We start from the raw sequence: 23,769 nt of genomic DNA, 5'->3' as shown, positions 1-23,769 counted from the left end.
CGGTCAAGCCGCGTCAGCCGCATGGCCGGGGTGGGCGTGGCCGGGATCGTGCGGATCGAGCATCTCGTCGGAAAGCATCGAAACCCCAGCCTCGCGCGTCCAGATCAGCCCGCATCGCACCGCCTGACGCGGAAAGATCGCCCGCAACACCGCCCGGTATGACGCCATCTGCCGCAGGTAGAGCACCGGCGTATCTTGCACCCGGGCAGGCGGCCGCCGGTTGGTCTTGAAGTCGGCGACCAGCACCTGATCGGCCAGCACCACCAGCCGATCGACCAGGCCGCCGATCACCTGATCAGCGATCACACCTGTCAACGGCACCTCGGCGCGGCTTCCTGGTCCAAATAGCGCCGCCAGCTCGGGATGCGCCATCACCGCCAGAACTTCGTCGGCGATGCGTTCCGGCTCACCGGCCGCGATGCGATGTCCCGGCTTGTCCAGGAAGCGGATCGCCGCCGCCCGCCGCGCTTCGGCCGGCACCGCCGGCAGATGCTGCAGCAGTGCATGGATCAACTGGCCGCGGCGAAACCGGTCGGCGCCCGCATCGCGGTCTGCCAGCGGCGAATCGGCGGCCGGGATCGGCCCAAGCTCGACACCGTCCGGCCGGCTTGGCGCTAACGGCATCGGTCGCAGCGGTTCCGCCGGAGGGGGCGCGGGCAGCCACGCCGGAGCGGCGCCCATCCAGTTTGGCAGCTCGCCGGCATTCTGCGCTGCTGGTGCCAGCGGCGGACGCTCCGCCGGGATTGCCTGAGCCGCGCGCAGCCACAGCCGCTCGCCGGCCCACGCAGCGAACGTCTCGCGTTCGGCACCGGCTGCCTCGAATCCGCGCCGCACCAGGTCGTGCCAGCAATTGTCCTTCGTCGCGTTGCGATTCTGCCAGCCGCACACCAGCAGTCGGTCCTCGGCTCGGGTCATCGCCACGTAGAGCAGCCGATTGTGCTCCTCCATCCGCCGCTCGCGGCCGGCGGCGCGCAGCCGATCCAGCGCGGCGCAGCGGAACTCCCTGCGTGGCAGCCACAGCGGCACGGCGCGCGCGGTGTGCGCGTCGTCGGCCCAGACGATCGAGCCATCGTCCGGCGGCAGTGCTGACGTGTCCGGCACGATCACCAGCGGCGCCTGCAGGCCTTTGGCGCCATGTACCGTCATGATCCGCACCATGTTGCCGGCAGCCTCGGCCTCTCGCTTCACCTCGGCACCGGACCGGCGCAGCCACTGCAGAAAGCCCTGTAGCGAAGCCGGGTGGCGATGGGCGTAGGTCAGCGCGGCATTCAGCAGTTCATCGATCGGTTCGGCTGCCTCAGGCCCGAGGCGGCCGAACAGCCGGGCCCGTCCACCGAGCGGTCCGAGTGCCTCGGCGAAAAGCGCGTAGGGCGAGACGTAATCGACGCGGGTCAGCAACAGACTGAAGAAATCGACCGCTTGGCGCCACGCCGGACGTTCATCGGCCCGTGCGCGCACCGCGTCCCAAAGCGAGCCGGGGCGGTCGATCGCCAGTTCGCACAGGTCGTTGTCGGTCAGGCCGCCGAGCGGGCTGGTCAGCAGGCAGCCGAAGGTCAGGTCGTCCGACGCCAGCAGCAACGCGTCGCCCAGCGCCATCAGATCCTGCACCGCCGGCTGTTCGGTCAGCATCATCCGGTCCAGACCGGCCACCGGCACATCGCGGGCTTTCAGCGCGCGCAACAACATGCGGGCGAACGCGTCGCGCCGCCGAACCAGGATCAGCACGTCCCCGGCGGCGAGCGGGCGGCCCTTGCTTTCAAGCAGCACAGACCCATCGGTCTGGGCGCGGATCCAGTCGGCCAGCGTGTCGGCCAGCCTCTGGCGCGCCGAGGTCTGCGACTGGTTCTGCTCCGGCACCGTCCACGGCCGGTGCGGTGCGGGATCGGCCACCGGCGCCAGTGGCCAGAGTTCGACCAGCCCGCCATGGCCGGCGCGGTCGGCGTAATGCGTCAGGGTCTCGCCCGACGCGACGACACCCGGTCGCGCCAGCGGATCGGCGAACACCGCGTCCACCAGGGCCAGCACCGGCGCGGTGGATCGGAACGACACGTCCAGCCCGACATCGCGGAACACCTGGCCGCCGCGCCGCACCCGGTGCGTCAGTTCGTCGTGCGAGCGGTCGAATTCCGCCGTGTCGGCGCCCTGGAAGGAATAGATCGACTGTTTGCGGTCTCCCACCGCGAACACCGTGCGCGGCCGATCCTGGGCGGCGGCGAAAAATTCCTCGGTCAGCGCGTGGGCGATGCGCCATTGCTGCGGCGCGGTGTCCTGCACCTCGTCCAGCAGCAGGTGGTCCAGCCCGCCGTCGAGCTTGTACAGCACCCACGCGGCGCCGGGATCGAACAGCAGCGTGCGGGTGCGGTCGATCAGGTCGTCGTAATCCAGCAGCCCGGCGTCGTCCTTGCGCTGGGTGTAGCCGCGTGACACCGGCCCGGCCAGTAGCGCCAGCGCGCTGGAAACCGCCGCCAGGCGGATCGCGCGGCGCTGATCCTCGATGCCGGCGATGCGGTCGGCTTCCTCCAGATAGCGGTCTACCACCGACGGCGTGGTGCTGAACGATTTGCCGACCAAGGTGGACGCGACGAACGGCTGGCCGTCCTGCTTCAGGAACAGGCCGCACCAGTCGGCCCAGGTGACCTGCCGACGCTGCCTATCCTGGGCCAGCCAGTCCAGGATCCCGCCGGCGCGCGCGGCGATCGTCGGCGCGCTGTTGGCCAGCACCTGACGGGCCGCATCACGCAGCGCGGCTTCGCCCAGCCAGTTCACCGCCTCGGCCAGCAGCGAGTCCTCGTCGGGCGCGGACACACCCAATACTCGGCGTTGCGCGCGCTGCAGGTCCTCGCCCAGCGCCAGCGCCGCCTCCAGCCGCGGGCGGTCGGACTGCAAGGTCTTGACATGGCCGCCGAACGCCTCGGCCGAGGCCAGCCCGGCCAGGCTTCGCAGCGCCTGCTGCATCGGCCCGGAGCCGGCATTGGTCAGCATGTCCTCGCGCGCCTCGGTCAGCGCGTCGTCGGCGTCGCGGTCATCGACCAGTTGGAAATGCGGCGAGATCGCCGCCTCCAGCGGAAACCGGCGCAGCAGCGACTGGCTGAAGGCGTGGATGGTGCCGATCCGCATGCCGCCCGGCAGGTCCAGCACGCGGGCGAACAGCGCCCGCGCGGTTTGGCAGTTGGTTTCGCTGGGCGACACGCGCAGGCGGGTCAGTTCGGCTTCCAGTTGGCCTTGCGCCATGGTGACCCAGCTTCCCAGCTTGCGCTGCAGTCGCAAGGCCATTTCCGCCGCCGCCGCCTTGGTGAAGGTCAGGCACTGGATGCGTTGCGGCACCGCGCCGGTCAGCATCAGCCGCAACAGCCGATCAGTCAGCAGCTTGGTCTTGCCCGAACCGGCCGAAGCGGCGACGAACGCCGACACCGCTGGATCGGACGCAACCAGTTGCTCGCGGTTGGCGCGCTGGCGCGCGGTCTCAGTCATCGTCTTGTCCCGCCGCCGACCATTCGGCCACCCGAGCGAGTTGCTCGTAGTCGGAGAACCGCGGCGCCAGGCCAGGATGCGGGCGCGACAGATAGGCCCGGTCCGGCTGGTCGAACGCATCGATCAGGGCGCACAGGTGGTCCCTGGCATCGATCACCGCGTCGGGGATCGCGCCTGGGCTCTTGCGATACAGCGAAATCGACTCGCCGGGATCGAGGCCGCCCGACAGGCGCCAATACAACAGCGTCGCGGTGGTGCCGCGCAGGTCGGGTCCGAAGCCGCCATCCAGCGCCATCGCCGCCTCCAGCAGCAACTGCGGTGCCAGACCGGCCTCGACATCCTTTTGGCTGGGCGGGGTCCCGGTCTTGTAGTCAAGGATCGCCAGCGACGCGTCGTCGTAACGCTCGATCCGGTCGGGCCGCCCGGTCAGGCGGAACTGCCCGCCGGGACGCAACAGCTCGATCGCGCCCTGGGCCTCGGTGGCGATCGCCACCGGCGCGCGGGTGGCCCGGCGTTCGGCCTCGGTGTCCGCCACCCAGTCGGCGATGCGTTCCAGCCGCGGTGACCACCACGCCACCAGCGCTTGCCGCAGGCCGGCCGCGCCGAGCGCCTGGGCCATGCCGAGACGGAGTTCGCTGCCGGCGTCGGCGGGCCACGCGGCTCCGTGCCGACGCAGGAAGCGGTGCAAGCCGTCATGCACCAGCGATCCGTAGTCCGCGGCGTCGGTGGCTTCATCCAGCGGCTTCAACGCCCTAAGGCGCAGGATGAAACGGGCGTGGATGGCGTAGGGATCGCGCAGCCAGGTCTCGATCGCGGTGACGCTGAGCTGGCGGGGCCGCTTGGCCACCGGTGGGCATGGCCGTGGCGGGCGCACCGGGGCAGGCGATCCAACCGGCAGATCGATCGCCCGCGCCCAGGCAACCGCTTGGTGTTCGGGGAGGGCTTGAATTGCCGCAGCAACGTCATGGCCGGGCTCTGCCATTGTGTCATGGCCGAGCCCGGCCCGGCCACCCACGACTTTGCCCGTGTCAGCGACACCAGGCGTAGATGGCCGGACCCAGCCCGGCCGGGACGTGGGGAGAGCGCACGACCCAGGAGGCTTGCATTGCCCCGGGGACGCGGCGGGATTGCCCGACCATGGCGCCGCGGGTTGCTCGGGCCTCGACTGGGCATCGGGCAACGGCGCCCGGCCGGCAAGGAACATGTCGAGCCGCGTCAGCCAGCGCGCCGGCACCGCCGGGGCGTTGTCGCGGCGCACCGGGCAGGACAGCACGACCTTCGGCGCCAGGCAGCAGGCAGCCAGGAAATCGTGCGCGGCCTGCCCCACCGCCTGCTCCGGCGCCGGCAGACCGACCCGCTCGCGCATCGGCCGCGACAGCCACGGACCCGGTTCGGCGATCGGCGGCCAGACCCCTTCGGCCAGGCCACCAAGCACCGCGACATCGACCGACTGCAGCCGAGCCTCCAGCAAGCCCCATATGAAGATGCGCGGATGCTCGGTGCCGCCGCGTCCACGCACCGCGCGCCGGCTGCGCACCACCTCGCCCTCAAGGATCGCGTCGAGCAATCCGGGCAGCACGCCGCGCCTGAGGTCGGGCATCAGCCGCACTGCGTCGCGCACCGCCGCCAGCCGGGTCGCCAAAGCCTCGCCTTCCTCCCCCGCCCAAAGCCGTGCCGGCCCTGGTGTGTCGTTTGTCGCGGCCAAGTGTTCGGCGGCTTCGATGACCGCGCCTAGCGCCTCTTTGGGCGCGATCTCCATCGCCGCGTCGATCCGCAGCAGCGGTGCAAGGCAAACCTCCAGCCGCGCCAGGAATCCTGCGATCGAGGCACCCCCCAATTCGGCGCGCAGGCGCAGGCCGGCGATGCCGTGATTCGGCCGCGGCCCGCGCAAGCACAGCGTCTCCAGCCTGCGAGCCGCGTCACGGCAGGCGATCGGACTGATGCCGGCGGCCGAAAGCGGATGCTTCAGGAGTGCCAATAGCGGCACCGGCGCCAGTTCCTCGGCAACCGCGCGCACCAACAGGCGCAGGAATACGCCCGGAGGGGTATCGGCCAGCGGCTCCCCGGCGCTGTCATCGGCGACGATGCCGAAGCGCTGCAGCGCGGCCGCCACCCTTCCGGCGAGATCGCGGTCCGGCGTCACCAGCGCGGCACTGGCGCCCGGTGTTTCCAGTCCCTGACGCAGTACCAGCGCGATTGCCAGCGCCTCCTGCTGCTGATCCGCGGCGCGCAGCCGCGACAGCCCGTCCACCCCAACAGGCGCGCGATCCATCCAGTCATGCAGCGCGGCAGCCGGCAGCAGCGCGCGCGACAACACCGCGAACCGCGCCGGCGGAATGGCGGCTCGATCGCGCGGAACCCCGGCCGCACCGAAATCGCCCGAAACCTCGGTTCCGAGGCCGCTGTCCCATGGCCGCACATCGCCGCGGGTCGCGTCCAGATCGACCAGCAGGCGGGCCAAACCGGCCTGGGCGTGCGATGGCTCCAGTTCGTCCCAGGCCGCCTGCGCCATTCCAAGGTCCAACTGCGGCAGCACCACCTGCCCGTTGGGCATCCGCGCCACCACCCGCAGCAGCCGCGCCACCGCGGGGATACCGGCGGTGGTGCCGGCGATGAGCACCGGATCGGCCGGCGGGCTACCCTGCCATTCGCGCGCTTGCGCCGCCAGCAGCGCCACCTGTCGCGCGGCCGGGTTCATCACCGCGTTATCGGCCAGCCAGGTCGGCCAGATACCGGTCACGATATGCAGGAACTTCAGCGTCCGCGCCCAGTGCGCGGCGTATTCCGGATCGGCGGCGTCGGGCAACCGAACGGCGAGGTCGATTTCGGCACGCTCCGCCTCGTCCATCAGCGCGGCGAGTTCGCCGGCCAGCAGCCAGGCGCGGTCGGCGCTGCGCGGCGCCCCGCCGTCACCGCGCAGCGCCAGGATCAAAGCGGTCAGCGCCGCCAGCCGCTGCATCGGGTCCACCGCCGGCGGCAGGTCCAACGCACCGGCAAGCGCCAGCGGGGTCTCGTCCAGCGCGCCCAGCGCCACGATCCGAGGCAACAGCAACGGACGCCCGTCGGCCACCCGCAGAAACGCCTGAGCCAGCGCGCGGGCCGACCGCCGGGTCGGCAGCAGGATCAGCCCGCGGCTGGCGCCCAGTGGATCATCGCCCGCGGCGCGGCACCGACAACGCGCCAGCCAGCCGCTCGCCAGTGCATCCAGGAACGCGACATGCGGCGGGACGGCGAACAGGTTCAATGCCACGGCCACATCGCATCGCCGGTGACCCTGGCCTCGAGGATCTGTTCCGCCTCAGCCAGATCGGCAGGGGTCGACAGATGAAACCAGATGCCGTCGTGCACCACGGCGCGCAGTCGGCCGGCCGCCAGGGCGATGTCCCATGCGCGGTTCATGCTGAACGCGCCGTCCGGCATGCCGTGCAGCAGACGCGGGTGGATCAGTTGCACGCCGGCATAGATATAGGGCACCACCTCGCGCTCACCGCGCCGCCGCGGTGTCCCCCATTTGTCCAGCGAGAAGTCGCCCCGACCGACATCGGCGTGGACGTGTGACGTGCGATGCACCAGCAGCACGGCATCGACCGCGTCGTCGAACATCGCCGCCAGCCGGAGCAACGCGGAGATCGGCCCGTTCAGCCAGAACGCATCGCCGTTGACAACAAAGAACGGATCGTCGCCAAGCACCGCGCGGGCCGCCCGCACCCCGCCGCCGGTTTCCAGCAGGTGTTCCTCACGCAGCAGCAAGGTGCGTGGCGGCGTCGGCCGCTGCCGCAGATGCGCCTCCACCGCGTCGGCCTGCCAGTGAGCGTTCACCGCCACACTTTCCACCCCGGCGTCCACCAGGTGATCCAGCGCGTGGTCCAGCAGCGCTCGGCCACCCAGCCGTAACAGCGGTTTCGCCGTGGTGTCAGTCAGCGGCCGCATGCGGCTGCCCAGGCCGGCAGCCAGAACCATGGCGGAGCGTGGACAGAGGGTCATCAATGCGGTCCTGACCTGACGAGCTCGGGCATAACGGAAGCCGGCGGGTTGCCGCGTTCGGACGACGGTATCCAGCGGTCCAGCGCCAGCGCCAGCGGTGCGGCCGCCGGGCGCGCCAGGGCGTCGGCCAGCAGGCGCCAGGTGCGCGGCCCGTGCGCCAGATACTGCGGCCTGTGATCACGCCGATCCAGCCGGACCCATTGGCAGGCGACGCGAAGATGGCGTTGCGCCGCGCAGGCGTCGAACGCATCCAGGAAGTGTCGCGGATCGAGTTCCGGCCGAGCGGCCAGATAGCGATCCAGCGCGCGCCGGCGACACGGCGGCGGGATGTCGCGGCGCGCGTCCTGCAGCAGCGAGACCAGATCATAGGCGGGATGACCCAACGCCGCGCCCTGGAAGTCGATGATGCCGATGCCGCTATCCGGCAGTCGCAACAGGTTGCCGGCGAAGTAGTCGCGGTGGACGAAGCAGCGTGGGCCGGCGGCAATCGGCTCCAGCATCGCCGCCAAGGCTGCCGCCACGTCGTCACGCGCCGCCTGGGGCGCGGGTTCGCCGTATTGCGCCGGCCACCACCAGTCGAACAACGTCGCCGTCGCGGTCGCCGCCATCGTCGGCGCATCCCATTCCGGCAGTCCCGCCGTCGGGGCGGCGCGCTGCATCACCACCAGGGCATCCACCGCGGCATCCAACAGCGGTTCCGGCGCTTCGCCGCGGTCGAGCAGCACCGACAGCAGATCGTCGCCGAGGTCTTGCTCCAGCACCAGGCCCCGCGCCTGATCAGCCGCCAGGATCAGCGGCACCGACAGCCCGATGCCGCTGAGATCGGCGGCGATACGGACGAAGGCGCCGACATCCTCGGGCGGCGGGGCGTCCATCAGCACCGCCGGCCGGTCACCGCGAATCCGCAGATAGCGCCGCAGGCTGGCATCCTGGGCCAGCGGTTCAATATCGGCCGGCGGGTATCCATTACGCGCCAGGAATGCGGCAATCAGGTCGTCGCGGGTCATGCCGGCGGATTTTCCCCTCTGGCGAGCAGGCCCGGCGGCATCGAGGCCAGCCGGTCGTCCCACCCCACCAGCGCCGCCTGCCGCGCATCGCCTTGCATCAGCCGCAGGGTGACGGTCAGTGCGTCGGTGGGGCGAAGTTTGCCTAAGCGGTCCGGCCACTCCACCAGCACGACGCCATCCAGCGCCTCTTCCCAATCCAGTTCGGTCAACGCGGCGGACCCATCCAGGCGCCACAGATCGTAATGGAACACCGGACCGATCCGGGTGTCGTAGCTTTGCATCAGGGTGAATGACGGGCTTGGCACCTCAATCGCCGGATCGCCGGCGGCGGCGCGCAGAAAGCCCCGGGCCAGCGTGGTCTTGCCAGCCCCCAGCGGACCTTCGAGCAAAATGCAGTCGCCGGGGCGCGCGACCGACGCCAGGTATCCGGCCAGCGTCTCGGTGGCGGCAAGATCAGGCAGCGCAACAATGACCCGGGCGGACATACCCCCCATTTTGGACTAGCGGCCGAGTCGGATACAACAGGTGTTCTTGTCGGCTGGCCCCGCGCCGGTTTCCGGCCCTCTGTCACAGATATTCGACGAGACACCGGCGGCTTTCGGTGTCCGGCCGCCAACGGTTCCGGTTTGTCGCTCGGTCACCTCATGCTACAGCACGACCTCAAACCGAGACCCGTGGAAGTTCGATGAACAATCCCAGCCCCACCCCCGCCACACAGCGATTCTTCTCCGCCCCGCTGGCGGAAACCGATCCCGAACTTGCCGCGGCGATCCGCGCCGAGGCCACTCGCCAGCAGGATGGCATCGAACTGATCGCGTCGGAGAACATCGTCTCCACCGCCGTGCTGGAAGCGCAAGGTTCGGTGCTGACCAACAAATACGCCGAGGGTTATCCCGGCCGGCGCTACTACGGCGGCTGCGGCTTCGTCGACGTCGCCGAGACCCTGGCGATCGAGCGCGCCAGGCAACTGTTCGGCTGCGCCTTCGCCAATGTGCAGCCGCATTCCGGCGCGCAAGCCAACCAGGCGGTGTTCCTGGCGCTGCTGCAACCCGGCGACACCGTGCTCGGCATGAGCCTCGCGGCCGGCGGTCATCTGACCCATGGCGCGGCGCCCAACCTGTCGGGCAAGTGGTTTCGTCCGGTACAATACGGCGTGCGCCGTGAAGACGGGCTGCTGGATTACGCCGAACTGGAACAACTCACCCGCGCCGAACGCCCGAAGCTGATCATCGCCGGCGGTTCGGCCTATCCGCGCTTCATCGATTTTCCCCGGATCCGCAAGGTCGCCGATGAAGTCGGGGCATACTTCATGGTGGACATGGCCCACTTCGCCGGGCTGGTGGCCGCCGAGCTGTTTCCCAGCCCGTTGCCGCACGCCCATGTCGTCACCACCACGACGCACAAGACGCTGCGCGGCCCGCGCGGCGGCATGGTTCTGACCAACGACGCCGACATCGCCAAGAAGATCAACTCGGCGGTCTTCCCAGGCCTGCAGGGCGGCCCGCTGATGCACGTCATCGCCGGCAAGGCAGCCGCCTTCGCCGAGGCGCTGCGGCCGGAGTTCCGTGACTACCAGAAGGCAGTGCAGGACAATGCCAGGATGCTAGCCGAGACCCTGCGCCAGCAAGGCCTCGATATCGTCAGCGGCGGCACCGACAGCCATCTGCTGCTGGTCGATCTGCGGCCCAAGCGGGTCACCGGCAAGGCCGCCGAGGCCAGCCTGGAACGCGCCCACATGACCGCCAACAAGAACGCCATTCCGTTCGATCCGGAAAAACCGGCAATCACCTCGGGTGTGCGCCTTGGCTCGCCGGCCGGCACCACGCGCGGCTTCGGCACCGCCGAATTCCGTGACATCGGTCTAATGATCAACGAAGTCCTGGAACCGCTCGGCCGGTCCAATGACGGATCCAACGCTGCCGTGGAGCGTGCGGTCGCGGCGCGGGTGAAGGACCTATGCGCCCGCTTCCCACTTTACCCGGCCCGCTGATCCGCCATGCGCTGCCCGTTCTGCGGCTTCGACGACACCCAGGTGAAGGACAGCCGCCCCACCGAGGATAACGGCGCGATCCGCCGCCGCCGCTTCTGCGGCAATTGCGGCCAACGCTTCACCACCATCGAGCGGGTGCAGTTGCGCGAACTGACCGTGGTCAAGGCCGATGGCCGAAGGGTGCCGTTCGACCGCGACAAGCTGGCCCGCTCGATCCGGATCTCGATGCGCAAACGCCCGATCCAGGAGGAACGGATCGAACGCATCGTCAACTCCGTGGTGCGGCAGTTGGAGGCGTCGGGCGACAGCGACATCCCCAGCAAGCAGATCGGCGAACTGGTGATGGATACGCTTAAGGAACTGGACAAGGTAGCCTACGTCCGCTTCGCCAGCGTCTACCGCAACTTCCGCGAGGCCAAGGATTTCGAGGAATTCGTCGGCGGCCTCGGCGCCGTGGCGGAGAAATAACGATGGCGGGCGCCGGGTCTGATCAGCCCTCGCTAGTGCCAAGCGCGCGGCAGACAGACCTGCCCCCGGCCGATGCTCAGCACATGCAGGCGGCGCTGGCGCTGGCGCGGCGGGGGCTGGGCAGCGTGTGGCCCAATCCGTCGGTCGGCTGCGTCATCGTGCGCGACGGACGCGTGGTCGGCCGCGGCACGACGGCACCGGGCGGCCGCCCGCACGCCGAGGCCGTTGCGCTGGCAATGGCGGGTGACCAAGCCAAGGCCGCGACCGCCTACGTCACCCTGGAACCCTGCTGCCACTTCGGCGCCTCGCCACCCTGCACCGATGCGCTGATCGGCGCCGGCATCAGCCGGGTCGTAGTTGGCGCCACCGATCCGGACGACCGGGTCAACGGTCGCGGGCTGGAACAACTTCGCACCGCCGGCATCGCGGTCGAAACCGGCCTGCTGCAGGCCGACGCGCTCGACACGCTGATCGGCTTCGACTATCGGATCCGCCTCGGCCGCCCGATGGTGACGCTGAAACTCGCCTCCACCTTGGACGGCCGCATCGCCACCCATGGCGGCGAGAGCCAATGGATCACCGAAACCCCGGCGCGCCGCCTCGGCCACGCCATGCGCGGGCGCCACGACGCGGTCATGGTCGGCGTCGGCACCGTGCTGGCCGACAACCCCGACCTGACCTGCCGCATCCCCGGCTTCCGCCCCACGCCCAACGTGCGCGTCATCGCCGACAGCCATCTGCGCACCGCGCTGATCTCGCGTCTGCTGACCACCGCTGCCACCGTGCCGACCTGGTTCCTGCTGCGCGAGGGCACCAATCTGGCGCGCGAGGATGCCTTCGTCGATCTCGGCGCCAAGCTGATCAAGATCCCAGGTTCCTCCGTCGGCGTGGACCTGGCCGCGGCGATGACCGCGCTGGGCAGCGCCGGCCTGACGCGGGTCTTGGTGGAGGGGGGCGCCAAGCTGGCGGCGGCGTTGTTGCGCGCCGATCTGGTCGATCGCATCGCCTGGTTCCATGCTCCGTCGGTAATGGGCGGCGACGGCTGGCCGGCGGTGCAGGCGTTCGGCACCGAGACGCTTGACCGCATGCCGCGCTTCCGGCGGGATTGCATAACCGTCATCGGCAACGACATGCTGAGCGAATATTCGAGGCTTCCACCATGTTCACCGGCATCATAACCGCGCTCGGCCATGTTCGATCGATCGACCCGATCGCCCAGGGCCGCGACATGCGGCTGCTGATCGATACGCCGCCGGCGTTCCTGACCGACCCGCCGGTGGCACTAGGGGCCTCGATCGCCTGTTCCGGCTGCTGCCTGACGGCGGTGGAAATCGGTGCCGACTGGTTTGCCGTCGACGCCTCGGCGGAAACCCTGGCGCACAGCAAGCTGGGGCATTGGATCGTCGGCTCGCGGGTCAATCTGGAACGCTCGTTGCGGGTCGGCGACGAACTTGGCGGCCACCTGGTGTCGGGTCATGTCGATGGCGTTGGAACCGCGCTGACGGCGACGCCGGAAAATGCCTCGGTCCGCTGGCTGTTCCGGGTGCCGGCCGAACTGTCCAGGCTGATCGCGGTCAAGGGCAGCGTCGCGGTGGACGGGGTGTCGTTGACTGTGAACGAGGTGCGGGGCGATACCTTCGGGGTGAACATCATTCCCCATACCGCCTCGGTCACCGGGTTCGGCACGCTGCAGCCGAACGATGCGGTGAATATCGAGATCGACACCCTCGCGCGCTACGTCGCTCGCCTGGCGGAGACCGCGTGATGAAAGACCTCAAGGACCCGCTTTTGACCGCCGACCTGTCGCAATATCTGTCGTCGGCCGAAGACCTGCTGGAGGAAGCCCGCAACGGCCGCATGTTCATCCTGGTCGATGACGAGGACCGCGAAAACGAGGGCGACCTGGTGATCCCGGCACAGTTCGCCACGCCGGACGCGATCAACTTCATGGCGCGTCATGCGCGCGGCCTGATCTGCCTGGCGATGACCCGCCAGCGGGTCGAGAAACTTGGTCTGCCGCTGATGAGCCGGCAGAACGGCACCCGCCACCAGACCGCGTTCACCGTCTCGATCGAGGCGCGCGAGGGCGTCACCACCGGCATCTCCGCCGCCGACCGCGCCCGCACCATCGCGGTGGCGATCAATCCCGACAGCACGCGCGACGACATCACCACCCCCGGCCACGTGTTCCCGCTGGTGGCGCGTCAGGGCGGCACCCTGGTGCGTGCCGGCCATACCGAGGCTTCGGTCGATATCGCCCTCAAGGCCGGGCTCAATCCATCCGCGGTGATCTGCGAGATCATGAACGAGGATGGCACCATGGCGAGGCTGCCGGATCTGGTCAGCTTCGCGCAGCACTTCAACCTGAAACTGGGCACCATCGCCGACCTGATCGCGCACCGCCGGCTGACCGAACGGCTGGTGCGTCAGGTGGCCGAGGGCGCCTATGCGCACAGCGCCGGCGGCGAATGGCGCGCCGTGGTCTACGCCAACACCGTCGAGTACCAGGAGCATCTGGTTCTGATCAAGGGCAATGTCTCGGGCCCTGAGCCGATCATGGTGCGGATGCACGCGATCGACCTGCTCGACGACATGACCGGGTCGCCGCACTGGATCGCCATCCACAACGCCATGCACATGATCGGCAAGGCCGGTCGCGGCGTGGTGGTAATGATCCGCGAGCACCGACCCACCGCGCTGGCCGAACGGGTCCAGCAATTGGCCGCCGGCGGACCCCGACCGCAGCGTGAGTTGCGCGATTACGGCATCGGCGCGCAGATCCTGCTCGACCTCGGGATCAAGAACATGATCCTGCTGACCAACCGGCGCCGCACCGTGATCGGGCTGGAAGGCTACGGCCTGAACATCGTCGAGCAGCGGCCGATCCCCAACATCGTCGGCGTGGACTACGAGGGATGAGCACCGAGGATGCCGAACTGCCAAGCGCCCCGGCGGTGACCGGGCCGGCGCCGCACCTGCTGGTGGTGCGCGCGCCGTACTATCGCGGCGTGATCGACGGACTGACCATGGGCGCCCAGCGCATCCTGACCCAGGCCGGCGCCACCGCCGACACTCTGGACGTGGCCGGCGCGTTCGAACTGCCACAGGCGATCCGCATCGCGCTGCGCGGCACCGGCAAATTCGACGGCTTCATCGCGCTGGGCTGCATCGTCAAGGGCGAGACCGATCATTACGACTTCATCTGCCGCACGACAATGGACGGCATCATGGCCGTCGCCCTGCAGTTCGGTCTCTGCCTGGGCACCGGCCTGCTGACCTGCGACACCATCGGCCAGGCCGAGGCGCGTTCAGGACAGGACGGCCACAACAAGGGCGCCGAAGCCGCCGCCGCGGCGCTGCTGCAGATCAACGCCGCCCGCCGGCTCGGCGCGGCCTGATGCGGGCGCATTCCGCCGCCAAGCACCGTCCAACACCGGGCGTAATCTGATGGGGCGTCTGCCGAAGACCCGCACTCGCACCGCGTCCCGCGTCGCCGCCGTGCAGGCATTGTTCCAGGCCGAACAGGCCGGTGACAATGCCGAAGCGGTGATCGAGCAGTTCGTGCGCCACCGTCTAGGCGTGCTGGCAGGCCAGGACGGTTTCGAGGACGGCCGCATCCCCGACGCCGAGGTGCCGTTGTTCAGCCGCGTGGTGCGCGAGGCGGTGCGGCGTCAGGACGTGATCGACCCGCTGCTGGTGGACGCGCTTCCCGCCGACTGGCCACTGGGCCGGATCGACCCGGTGCTGCGCGCCCTGATGCGCGCCGGGGCTGCGGAACTGTCGATGACCGACGGGCCGCCGGCCAAGGTGGTGATCAACGAGTATGTGGATATCGCCCGCGGCTTCTTCACCGGCCCCGAACCGGGCCTGGCGAACGCGGTGCTGGACCGGCTGGCGCGGTCGCTGCGGGAGGCGGAGTTCTAAACTAGGGGATGGGAATGCCCTTGGCCTCGCTCGACTCCGTTGATCGTGCAAACCAAACCGCTAAACCGGCGACGGCAGACCCGAGGCCCATGATCGCAAAGGCCCCAGCCCAACCACTAGCACTCGCTACGCCGCCAAAATAGCCGAGGACGAATCCGGTGACAGTCGGACCAAGAAAGCCGCTGCTGAACCCAACCATCGCATAGAGCCCAAGAGCAGAACCGCGCTGAAGCGGCGTGGTTGAAGCGATAGCACCGGCGGAAAGCGCGCCAACGTCGGCGAAGCTCGTGATTTGCAGTAACACCAAAAGCGGAAGCACAAGAAAGATGCTTCCCCCTGCCGTCACAGCTAGTGCCAAGCAGACCAAAACCGACGCCAGACAGGTCACCATGATGACAGGCGTGCGGTCCCATCTGACAGCCAACTCCGCGACACCGATACTGACCGGGACGCCAACCAGCGCCGCGAGTCCGGCGACAACCCCGAGGCTCGGCAGCGCAATGTGGTTCCCAGGCAGTCCGACAGTCCAGGAAAGGCACGCCACAAACCACACACGGATCGCGAAAACCTCCCAAGTATTGCCGGCGAAACCAACGACATAGGCCATTAGTTTGTGATTGCGCAGCAAAGCCCGTAATCCGCCGCGTATAGGTTCGACTGGCCCGGGCTCGGGACCTGTTGGCAGCAGGCCGAGTGCGGGTATGGCTAGCAAGGCCCCCACTCCTCCAGCGAAGAATGGCGCACGCCAATCGAACATGGAGCTGATTACGCCGGCGATAAGAGCCGAGCCGGCGTTGCCGAGGGCATAACTTGATGTGTAGATGGCTGTAGCACGCACTTGAGCCGGTCCATGCACTCGGTCGGTCAGCATCTTGAGGCCAGGCATGTGAATGCCCGCCACTGCAATACCGCTGATAAAGCGCAATACGACCGCCAGCCAGAAGCCGTCGGCATAGGCGCCAAAAGCGAAGCTGGCCGCAGACCCGAGCACGGATGATCCAGCCAATATCCAACGGCCGTCGACGCGGTCAGCAGCGCCAGCCAGAATTGGAGCAGCGACGGCGTAGCCGGCGAAATAGATGCCGCCGACCCATCCGATTTGGCTGGCCCTAAGACGCCAATTCAACTGGATGTCCGGCAGGACGGTCGGCACCGTCATCAGTGGAACGAGGTTGGACACCAGAACGAAAGTCAGTAGCGTCGTAGTCAAGGTTGCTGAGTTCCGGAACTGTCCGAGCGTTGGCGCATCACCGGAAAGACATAGCTTCACGCCTTTGGTCCTGTTCGACCCGATGATGTTGTTGAGGGCTGGAACACCATGCACGTGGTGCTTCCGTGAGCAATGATTTTGCCGTCCGAAGCGAGCAGGAGTCCCTCTGCGGTCGCGATCGTCTTGCCGCAATGGACAACGCGGCCTTCGCCCCTCACCTCGCCGGTTTGTGCCGACATCGGGCGAATGAATTCAATTTGAACTCGAGCGTTGTCTGGGCAGACCCGGCCGGTAGCTTAGTAAACACTGCGAGCCCCATTGCCGAGTCGAGCACTGCCGCGGTGAAGGCACCGTGTATAGTACCGCGCGGATTGTAATGCTTCTCTTCCGGCACAGCGCTGAAAGCGACCATGCCGTCCTCGGCCTCGATTAAGCGCATGTTCATCAGTGCCTGCATCGGAGCCAAGCCAAAAATGCCATCGCGCATGGCGCGCACCTGCTCCAGACCAGACAGCGTGCGGGCCGCTTCGCGCGGCAGGGGTGCGGGCGGAGGAGATGTGGCGACGTCGACTTGAGCGATTTGTGCCATTTGTCTTAGCTCCCTTTAGTTCAGAATGACGCAGGTTCAGAATGACGCTATTGACATTGCACGTCGCTACGGTTCGCTTCGGCGCCGGCCGAACCGTTTTAAGTGCCGCTTGAGTCCCGAGAGCCGGCGAAGATCAAGGTTGCTGACAGTGAACCCCATCACCACGCCTCGGTCCTGGGCCGCCTGAGTGTCGGCCTCGATCCTCAGTGCCACTAGGCTGGCGAGCGATGTGCTGCAAATGCGCAGCACCGTCCGCATTGGCATCACCGGCTTGGCGCGGTCGGGCAAGACCGCGTTGCTGACCTCGGTCGCCGCCAATCTGCTGGTGCTGTCGGCCGGACGCCCGACGCTTCCGGCGCTGTCCGAACAACTGCGCGGCCGCCGGCTGCAGGTCTCGGTCGCGCCGGCCGCGGCATCGGCCATCCCGCGCTTCGACTTCGCCTCCCACATGGCAGCACTTGCCGCCGACCCGCCGCGCTGGCCGGCCCGAACCATGGCGGTATCCTTGCTCGCGCTTGACCTCGACCTGCCCAGGGAGGGCCTGCTGGCCCCGTTCGCCGCGCAGCGCCGCCGCCTCGAGTTCCTGGATTATCCGGGCGAATGGCTGCTCGATCTGCCGCTGCTCAGCCAGGACTTCGCCGACTGGTCGGAGGCAACCTTGCGCCGTCTCGAGGCCGCCGAAATCGCCGAGATCGCCCGCCCGTTCATGGCCTTCGTCCGCGGCCTGCCCGCCGGGGCCAAGGCCGACGAGGCACTGACCGCGACCGGCCACCGGCTCTACACCGATCTGTTGCGGCGGCTGCGTGATGAAGCCGGCTGGGCGTTCCTGCAACCTGGCCGGTTCCTGATGCCGCCGCCCGGCGCCCCGCCACCATGGACCGAGTTTTTCCCGCTGCCCGGACGCAGCCCGCTGGCCACCCTTATGCAGAGCCGCTTCAATGCCTATGTCGAGACCGTGCGACACGATCTGATGTCGCCGATGTTCGGTGATCTCGATGGGCTGGTGGTGTTGACCGATCTGCTGTCCGCCCTGAACCAGGGCCAGTCTGCCTTCGCCGACGCCCAGGCGGCGCTGGCCGCGGCGGCCGACGCGCTGCGCTGGGATGGGTCCTGGACCGAATGGCTCGCCGCCTTCGCCCGCCTGCAACTGCCGCCGCGATCGATCGGGCGCGTCGCCTTCGTCGCCACCAAGGCCGATCACATCGCCACCCGCCAACGCACCAATCTCGCCGCGCTGATGCGACGGGTCACGCGGATACCGGACGGCGGCGCGACCTCGGCGGTCTTCTCGGTCGCCGCGGTGCGCTGCACCGAGGATGTGGTGGAAACCCTGGCCGGGCGTCCGGTCTCAGCCGTGCGCGGCCGCATCATCGGCGAGCCCAGGCCGGCGCGGTTCTATCCCGGCGAGGTGCCCGACCACCCGCCCGACGCAGCGTTCTGGCAACACCGCTTTCTCGCCCTGCCCGACTTCGAGCCGATGCGCCTGCCCGACGCCGGGCGCGGCGGCATACCGCAACTCGGCCTCGACAGTCTGCTCGCTTTTCTCCTGACGGATGTTCTGTGATGGACGCTCAACCTTCGGTAATGGAAGCCGCCCCCGAACCGTTCCTTAGACTGGAACCCGAGGTCGCCCCTCGGCTCGAAGCGGTGCCGATGATCCTGCCCGCCGCCGACCCGGTGCGCTGGCGCCTGCCGCCCGCGCTGATCGGAGCGGTCGTCGTCGGCATCGGCATGCCGCTGCTCTGGGCAGCCTGGCTGGTCAGCGAACTGTTCGATCGCTGGGGGGCGCTGGGCTGGGCGGGGGTTGCCGTGCTGGTCGCCGGCTTCGGCCTCATCGGCGTCGGTATCGGCCGCGAACTCAGCGGCCTGGCGAAGCTGCGCCGGGTCGATCAACTGCGCGCCGATATCGCCAGCGGCGAGGCCGACCGGGTGGCTACCGCGGCTCGGCGCTGGCTCGACGCCCTGCCGCAGCACGCCGCGATCGGCCCGGCGGTCGCGGCAGCCGACACCCCTGAGTCGGTACTGGCTCTTTTGCGGGCCGGACCGCAGCAGACGTTGCGCGATGCCACCGACGCGCTGGGACGAACCGCGGCGCTGCAGAGCGTGGCGATCGTCGCGGCGACGCCGACCCCGGCGCTCGATGTGCTCACCGTGGGCTGGTGCGGCGTTCGGCTGATCCGGCGGGTGGCGGCGCTGCACGGCATGCGGCCGGGGCTGCTGGGAACGCTCGCGTTGCTGCAGAAGACCGCCCTCGCCGCCGCCGGGGTCGCGGCCACAGAAATGGCCGTCAACGCGGCAACCCATGCGGTGATCGCCCACCCGCTGTTGCGCCAACTGGCCGGTGACGTCGCGGGTGCCGGTGTGGCCGCGCGGCGGATGATCGTGCTGGCCCGAGCCGCCGCCGCGGCGTGTTCGCCACTGCCGCGCGCGTAGCCGGCGTGGCTGGGTGGCTGCTCGGTTCCAGCTTGGCTGATGACAAATCACATTGTCATGGGTAGTCTCGGTAGTGATCCAGATCACCCAGCGGCGCTTTCGCACTCACTCCGCATGCTTGCGGTGGCCGCGCCCCGATTGCGTCTTTGACCCTCCTATCTCCGCCGCATGCTCCTTCTCCAAGCTGCCGACCGTCGCTGTACTGGTGTTTTCGCCTTCAATCGCCCCTTCGGCGGACGCCTTGGAGGCAGAGCCCTTGGGCGCACCCCGCCCTTCCGTGGGTGGGGCCGCGACGCCACCTTCAGCAATTTCGTCGCCGGGCTTAGGGTGAGAGCCCTTCACGGTTCCCCTGCTGGTGGTGGTGTCGTCGCTCTCGCGCGTGGTCACTTTCTTGGTGATGGCCGTTCTCCTGCCTGGTTCAAATCCTCAACCCGCCAGACGTGGGTAAGTTGCGGTCGCGGCCAGCGCGGCCGGTAAGTTCATCTCTGTAGCCGGATGCTCTTGGTCCCGGAGCGAATCCTGTCCCGGCAATTGGCTCCGATCGCGCCCTCGCACGATGGACCGATGCTGCAGCCAAGGTTGCGCTGCTGCCGAGCATCGCCTGCTGCGGTCAGCCCGTGACGCCGTTGCAAGGTGGCAAGCCGTTGCAGGCACTTGGCAGCGCGCGCCGGTTCACGCAGGTTATCCAGTGCGGAATCACGATGATGGGGGACCACGATGATCCCGGCACTCGACATCGACCCGTTCTGTCAGGCGTTCTTCGACGATCCGTATCCGGCGCATGCGGCGATGCGCGATGCCGGGCCGGTGGTGTATCTGCCGGCACACGATATCCACGCCGTCGCGCGCTATCAGCAGGTGCGCGACATGCTGCTGGACTGGGGCAGCTACGCCAGCGGTCGCGGCGTCGGGCTGTCCGATTTCGCCAAGGAGAAGCCGTGGCGGCTGCCCAGCCTGCTGCTGGAGACCGACCCGCCGCTGCATGACCGCACCCGCAAGCTGATGGACAAGGTGCTGTCGCCGTCGGCGGTGCGCGGCCTGCGGGAGGCATTTGTCGCCGCCGCCGAGACGCTGATCGACGATCTGCTGCGGCGCGGGTCGTTCGATGCGGTGCCCGACCTGGCGGAGGCATATCCGCTGACGGTGTTTCCCGACGCGATCGGCATGCCGGCGCAGAACCGGCGCTTCCTGCTGCCGTACGGGAACATGGTGTTCAACAGTTTCGGACCGCGCAATGCCATGTTCGAAGCGGCGCTCGTCGACGCCGCACCGGTGCTGGCCTGGGTGCAGGCGCAATCGCGCCGCGAGGCGTTGTCGTCATCGGGGTTCGGCGCGGCGATCCATGCCGCGGCTGATGACGGCGCCATCTCGGTCGCCGAGGCAGAGGTTCTGGTGCGTTCGTTGCTGACGGCGGGGGTCGATACCACGGTCAACGGCCTGGGCGCCGCGATCTACTGCCTGGCGCGGTTCCAGAACGCCTTCCAGCAGTTGCGCGCCGATCCCTCATTGGCTCGGGCGGCATTTGAGGAGGCGGTGCGGCTGGAGAGCCCGGTCCAGACATTCTTCCGCACCACTACCCGGGAAGTGCGTATCGGCGAAGAAACGATCTCTGAAGGCAGCAAGGTGCTGATGCTGCTGGGCGCGGCCAACCGCGACCCCAGGAGGTGGGAACGCGCTGACGAATTCGACCTCACGCGGCGCAACGCCGGGCATGTCGGGTTCGGCACCGGCATCCACGGCTGCGTCGGCGCGGTGCTGGCGCGGCTGGAGGGCGAAGCGGTGCTGGGCGCGCTGGCACGCAAGGTCGCCTCGATCGATATCGTCGGCGAACCGAAACGGCGATATAACAACACGCTCCGCGGAATGGCGAGCCTGCCAGTACGGATCACCGCCGGATGACCGGCCTGGCTCCTGAGACGCAGCAAGAACTTTCAAAGGTAATCCCGGACCTAAATGTTCAAAGCCAACAAGTCAGGATGCCGCTGACCGGAAGCGGGTGTATCGACCCTATCCGCGTTGATCTGCGTGAAAATACTGTGCCGGCCCAACGGCTTAAACACAGATGCACGCGGATCAACGCGGATAACCCGGATCAGCTAAAACGGGTCAGCCACTACCAGACTATTCTGTCCGCGGCTTCACCAAGATTCCAGCCCGGCGCGTTTCGTAAACCTGGCGATGAAATTCCGAACCCGGCGTGGTCAAAACGACCAACGCCGCGTCAGTGTTCCGCGGACGGCGGGAGCGTCTCCAGACTGCCCGTTTCAAAAGCCCTGGCTGCCACGGCGTGACGGCCCGGCGGTTTGCCGCAGTTTGACCGAGGCGTGCGATTGGGCGACTCAAACGGGTTTCTGCATGATCCATTTGGGTGCGCTGGTCGCCAGCGGCACCGACTTCTCGGCGGCGAACTCGTTGGCGGCCTTGACCACGCCAGGCCAATGCTCATCGTAATCGTCACCGACCATGAAGCCACCCGGTGTCAGCAGCTCCCAATAGGCGCGGGCATCGCGCAACACATCCTCATAGTCGTGCGACGCGTCGATGTGGATCAGGCCGGCGCGAATGCCGACCCGGCCCAGCAGCACGCCGGCTGCGGTCGAGGTCATCGCCAGCGGAACGATCCAGCCCTGGGCGCGGCATCGCACGACGTTGCTCAAGAACTGCTCATACAGCAACGGCATGCCGAAACGATGCGGGATCAGCCCGGCAAAGGCCGAGGACCTGTCCCAGTGTTCCACGCTGCCCAGGAAAGTGTCCACCGCGATGACCGCGCCGCTCAGCCCGTTGCGCTGCAACAGCCCGGCCAGATAGATGGTCGAGGCGCCCTTCCAGGTCCCGACGTCGATTACGACGTTGGGGCGCAGCCCATGGATGATCTGCTCGAACACCGGATGCTGGCTGTTCCAACCTTGCCGATCGTCGGCGAAGGTCGGCACGAATCCGGCGTAGATATCATCGCCGTGGATGCGGCGCATGATCTCGGCGTGTATTGAGCCCGCTGCTTCGGCCACGTTATGATCGGCTCCGGTGATAATGTCTGAAGCGGGTATTAGAGCACCGGCGCCACCGATGTCATCCGTTGCGTTCATCGTCCCGCCCAGGATCGGGCCGGCACATCCGCGCCGTCGGACTTTCGCCAAGGCTGGTCCCGATCAGGCCGCTCGACTACCGGGGCTCGGCTGCAACAACGCCGTCAGGTCCTGCACGCGCGGCAGCGAGGCGATCCGCATCAGGCTGTCGAACACCGCTTGCAGGCTGGATCGGGGCAGGCTGCGTTCGGCGCAGTCGGCGAATTTGCTCCACAGTTCGGACTGCGTCATCGGATCGCCGGCCGGCCCGCGACTCGGATAATCATCGAGACGCGACGCGAAACGGGCGCCATCAGTGGTCTGCACGATCACCTCGGTGCCCCAATCCCGCGCCATTTCGGGGTGCGGCTTGGCTTCCAGGCACTGCATCAGCCGCCGCACCGTGGGATCGAACGGCGCATCCGCCTCGAAATCCGCCAGTTTCACCGATCGGTCCGTCAGTGCTCGGGCGACGCAATACTGGATGCTGAACTTCGCGGCGAGTGGCGTGCGCGGATCGGGATTGTCGGTATGCGGCAGGCGGCGAGCGTGCGGCAAGACAGTGATGCCGGCGATGCGCCTGGGGTCGAGGTCGTGGCGTTGAGCGAGTTCGATCGCCCGGCCGATCGAAGGGTGGGTGCTGCCGCAGCAGGGATAGGGCTTCAAGCCCGGATCGGCGCCCCCGCCGCATTCGAACGGGTCATACCATGCGTCAAGAATGCGGTTGCTGTCGTAACTGCCGGGGCCATTGAACACGTCGAGAAAACCCTGCTTGTGCTCGAATGCGGCCTGGTTGGCCGTGAAGCCCTCCTTCGCCATCAAAGCGGCGAACACTCCGTCGCGGATGGCGTGCCCAACGTGCAGCGGCTTGGTCATGGTCCCGAAATTGGCCTTCAGTCCGGCAGCGAAGGACGCCGCCATGCCGAACGCGGTGGCGGTCCGGTCGATCGACAGGTGCAACAGGCTGGCCGCCGCGGCGACGGTGCCGAAAATGCCCAGCGTGGCGGTTGGGTGCCAGCCTTTGTCGTAGTGATGGAAATTCACCCCACGGGCGATGCGGCACTCGGTTTCGAAGCCCACGACGTAAGCCAACAGAAGGTCGCGGCCGCTGCCGCCCGCCATCTCGGCCAGCGGGATCAGCGCTGGCACCAGCATGACCGAGGGGTGGCCGCCCATCGATCCGGCAACATCGTCATAATCGAGCGCATGCGAGGCGACGCCATTGATCAAGGCCGCATCCAGCACGCTGGTGCGCCGGTCGGTACCAAGGACTAGCGCTGGTCCTGGTGCGGCGGCGATGCCGGGAACGCGAAGCAGGATCCGCGCGGCGTCTTCGCGGATGCCGGCGAGGGTGACGCCAACCGTGTCGACGAACGCACTCGCGGCCCAATCCAGCGCGGATTGACTGATGTCCTCGAACCGCAGCGCCTGGATGCGTTCGGCCATTTGTCTTGCCAGCGTGGTCGTGGCCAGCGTGGTCGTCGCTGCCGGGGTCGTGGCTGGGGTGGCTGGCACGGGCATTCGCGGTCCCCTTGGGTGATCGCACGCAGCCGCCCCCACGCGGGGGCGATGCGATCGATCAAAGCATATCGCGCCGAGCAGGACGTTCAAGGCGCCTGAGCGTC

Annotated in this window: 20 protein-coding genes; 11 read left to right on the top strand and 9 right to left on the bottom strand. The window is 68.2% G+C overall.

Going from position 1 to position 23,769, the window contains the following annotated elements; translation table 11 throughout:
* Nucleotides 1–3 precede the first annotated feature (3 nt).
* The 5 genes from addA to tsaE are packed head-to-tail and all read right to left on the bottom strand — an operon-like array spanning nt 4 to nt 8,947.
* Nucleotides 4–3,471: a double-strand break repair helicase AddA gene (gene addA / locus ACQY4T_RS22630; RefSeq protein WP_428535285.1), complete on the bottom strand. Its 3,468-nt coding sequence runs from the start codon at nt 3,469–3,471 to the stop codon at nt 4–6.
* The gene (gene addB / locus ACQY4T_RS22625; protein WP_428535283.1) at nt 3,464–6,721 is read right to left on the bottom strand and encodes a double-strand break repair protein AddB; all 3,258 of its coding nucleotides are present in this window, start codon (nt 6,719–6,721) and stop codon (nt 3,464–3,466) included. Before addB ends, addA begins: the two co-directional genes overlap by 8 nt.
* Complete coding sequence (locus ACQY4T_RS22620; RefSeq protein ID WP_428535281.1) at nt 6,712–7,455, bottom strand: nucleotidyltransferase family protein; 744 nt, start codon at nt 7,453–7,455, stop codon at nt 6,712–6,714. Before ACQY4T_RS22620 ends, addB begins: the two co-directional genes overlap by 10 nt.
* Nucleotides 7,455–8,462 (bottom strand): aminoglycoside phosphotransferase family protein, encoded by a 1,008-nt coding sequence (locus ACQY4T_RS22615; protein WP_428535279.1) that lies wholly within the window; start codon nt 8,460–8,462, stop codon nt 7,455–7,457. Before ACQY4T_RS22615 ends, ACQY4T_RS22620 begins: the two co-directional genes overlap by 1 nt.
* Complete coding sequence (gene tsaE / locus ACQY4T_RS22610) at nt 8,459–8,947, bottom strand: tRNA (adenosine(37)-N6)-threonylcarbamoyltransferase complex ATPase subunit type 1 TsaE (protein ID WP_428535277.1); 489 nt, start codon at nt 8,945–8,947, stop codon at nt 8,459–8,461. Before tsaE ends, ACQY4T_RS22615 begins: the two co-directional genes overlap by 4 nt.
* Nucleotides 8,948–9,147: 200 nt before the next feature.
* On the opposite strand from tsaE, the gene glyA reads away from it, so the two are divergent.
* From glyA to nusB, 7 genes are read left to right on the top strand one after another with little or no spacing between them, the layout of a single operon-like run.
* A complete protein-coding gene (gene glyA, locus ACQY4T_RS22605; protein WP_428535275.1) occupies nt 9,148–10,452 on the top strand; it encodes a serine hydroxymethyltransferase in 1,305 nt (434 codons plus the stop codon).
* A 6-nt stretch (nt 10,453–10,458) separates the two neighbouring features.
* Entirely contained in the window at nt 10,459–10,920 is a 462-nt protein-coding gene (gene nrdR / locus ACQY4T_RS22600; protein ID WP_428535273.1) for a transcriptional regulator NrdR, read from the top strand.
* 2 nt (nt 10,921–10,922) lie between these two features.
* Nucleotides 10,923–12,098 (top strand): bifunctional diaminohydroxyphosphoribosylaminopyrimidine deaminase/5-amino-6-(5-phosphoribosylamino)uracil reductase RibD, encoded by a 1,176-nt coding sequence (ribD, locus tag ACQY4T_RS22595; protein WP_428535271.1) that lies wholly within the window; start codon nt 10,923–10,925, stop codon nt 12,096–12,098.
* On the top strand, nt 12,080–12,685 hold the full coding sequence (locus ACQY4T_RS22590) for a riboflavin synthase (protein WP_428535269.1): 606 nt from the start codon (nt 12,080–12,082) through the stop codon (nt 12,683–12,685). Before ribD ends, ACQY4T_RS22590 begins: the two co-directional genes overlap by 19 nt.
* Nucleotides 12,685–13,839 carry a 3,4-dihydroxy-2-butanone-4-phosphate synthase gene (gene ribB / locus ACQY4T_RS22585; RefSeq protein WP_428535267.1) on the top strand — a complete coding sequence of 385 codons (1,155 nt, stop codon included), beginning with the start codon at nt 12,685–12,687 and terminating at the stop codon, nt 13,837–13,839. The genes ACQY4T_RS22590 and ribB overlap by 1 nt, the downstream gene beginning before the upstream one ends.
* Complete coding sequence (gene ribH, locus ACQY4T_RS22580; RefSeq protein WP_428535265.1) at nt 13,836–14,318, top strand: 6,7-dimethyl-8-ribityllumazine synthase; 483 nt, start codon at nt 13,836–13,838, stop codon at nt 14,316–14,318. Before ribB ends, ribH begins: the two co-directional genes overlap by 4 nt.
* A gap of 49 nt (nt 14,319–14,367) precedes the next feature.
* Complete coding sequence (gene nusB, locus ACQY4T_RS22575; RefSeq protein WP_428535263.1) at nt 14,368–14,844, top strand: transcription antitermination factor NusB; 477 nt, start codon at nt 14,368–14,370, stop codon at nt 14,842–14,844.
* Between the two features lies 1 nt (nt 14,845).
* On the opposite strand, the gene ACQY4T_RS22570 is transcribed toward nusB, so the two are convergent.
* Together ACQY4T_RS22570 and ACQY4T_RS22565 are read right to left on the bottom strand one after the other, a co-directional pair.
* Nucleotides 14,846–16,168 carry an MFS transporter gene (locus tag ACQY4T_RS22570; protein ID WP_428535261.1) on the bottom strand — a complete coding sequence of 441 codons (1,323 nt, stop codon included), beginning with the start codon at nt 16,166–16,168 and terminating at the stop codon, nt 14,846–14,848.
* 100 nt (nt 16,169–16,268) lie between these two features.
* Complete coding sequence (locus ACQY4T_RS22565) at nt 16,269–16,643, bottom strand: PaaI family thioesterase (RefSeq protein WP_428535259.1); 375 nt, start codon at nt 16,641–16,643, stop codon at nt 16,269–16,271.
* Between the two features lie 238 nt (nt 16,644–16,881).
* Here ACQY4T_RS22565 and ACQY4T_RS22560 point away from each other — a divergent pair, with 238 nt between their 5' ends.
* From ACQY4T_RS22560 to ACQY4T_RS22545, 4 genes are all read left to right on the top strand, one after another.
* Nucleotides 16,882–18,207: a YcjX family protein gene (locus ACQY4T_RS22560; protein WP_428535257.1), complete on the top strand. Its 1,326-nt coding sequence runs from the start codon at nt 16,882–16,884 to the stop codon at nt 18,205–18,207.
* A complete protein-coding gene (locus ACQY4T_RS22555; RefSeq protein WP_428535255.1) occupies nt 18,207–19,076 on the top strand; it encodes a DUF697 domain-containing protein in 870 nt (289 codons plus the stop codon). The genes ACQY4T_RS22560 and ACQY4T_RS22555 overlap by 1 nt, the downstream gene beginning before the upstream one ends.
* Before the next feature lie 717 nt (nt 19,077–19,793).
* Nucleotides 19,794–20,975, top strand: a complete 1,182-nt coding sequence (locus ACQY4T_RS22550; RefSeq protein ID WP_428535253.1) for a cytochrome P450 — start codon at nt 19,794–19,796, stop codon at nt 20,973–20,975.
* The gene (locus tag ACQY4T_RS22545) at nt 20,972–21,367 is read left to right on the top strand and encodes a hypothetical protein (RefSeq protein ID WP_428535251.1); all 396 of its coding nucleotides are present in this window, start codon (nt 20,972–20,974) and stop codon (nt 21,365–21,367) included. Before ACQY4T_RS22550 ends, ACQY4T_RS22545 begins: the two co-directional genes overlap by 4 nt.
* A 48-nt stretch (nt 21,368–21,415) precedes the next feature.
* Here the strand turns inward: ACQY4T_RS22545 and ACQY4T_RS22540 are convergent, their stop codons facing one another.
* Together ACQY4T_RS22540 and ACQY4T_RS22535 are read right to left on the bottom strand one after the other, a co-directional pair.
* Nucleotides 21,416–22,087, bottom strand: a complete 672-nt coding sequence (locus tag ACQY4T_RS22540) for a class I SAM-dependent methyltransferase (protein ID WP_428535249.1) — start codon at nt 22,085–22,087, stop codon at nt 21,416–21,418.
* 141 nt (nt 22,088–22,228) lie between these two features.
* Complete coding sequence (locus ACQY4T_RS22535; RefSeq protein ID WP_428535247.1) at nt 22,229–23,665, bottom strand: MmgE/PrpD family protein; 1,437 nt, start codon at nt 23,663–23,665, stop codon at nt 22,229–22,231.
* Nucleotides 23,666–23,769: the final 104 nt, after the last annotated feature.

Origin of the sequence: Rhodopila sp., assembly GCF_965277825.1 — a bacterium.
Taxonomy (GTDB): Bacteria; Pseudomonadota; Alphaproteobacteria; order Acetobacterales; family Acetobacteraceae; genus Rhodopila.
Note: the sequence above shows the minus strand (reverse complement) of the source record. Positions and strands in the feature narration are given on the sequence as shown.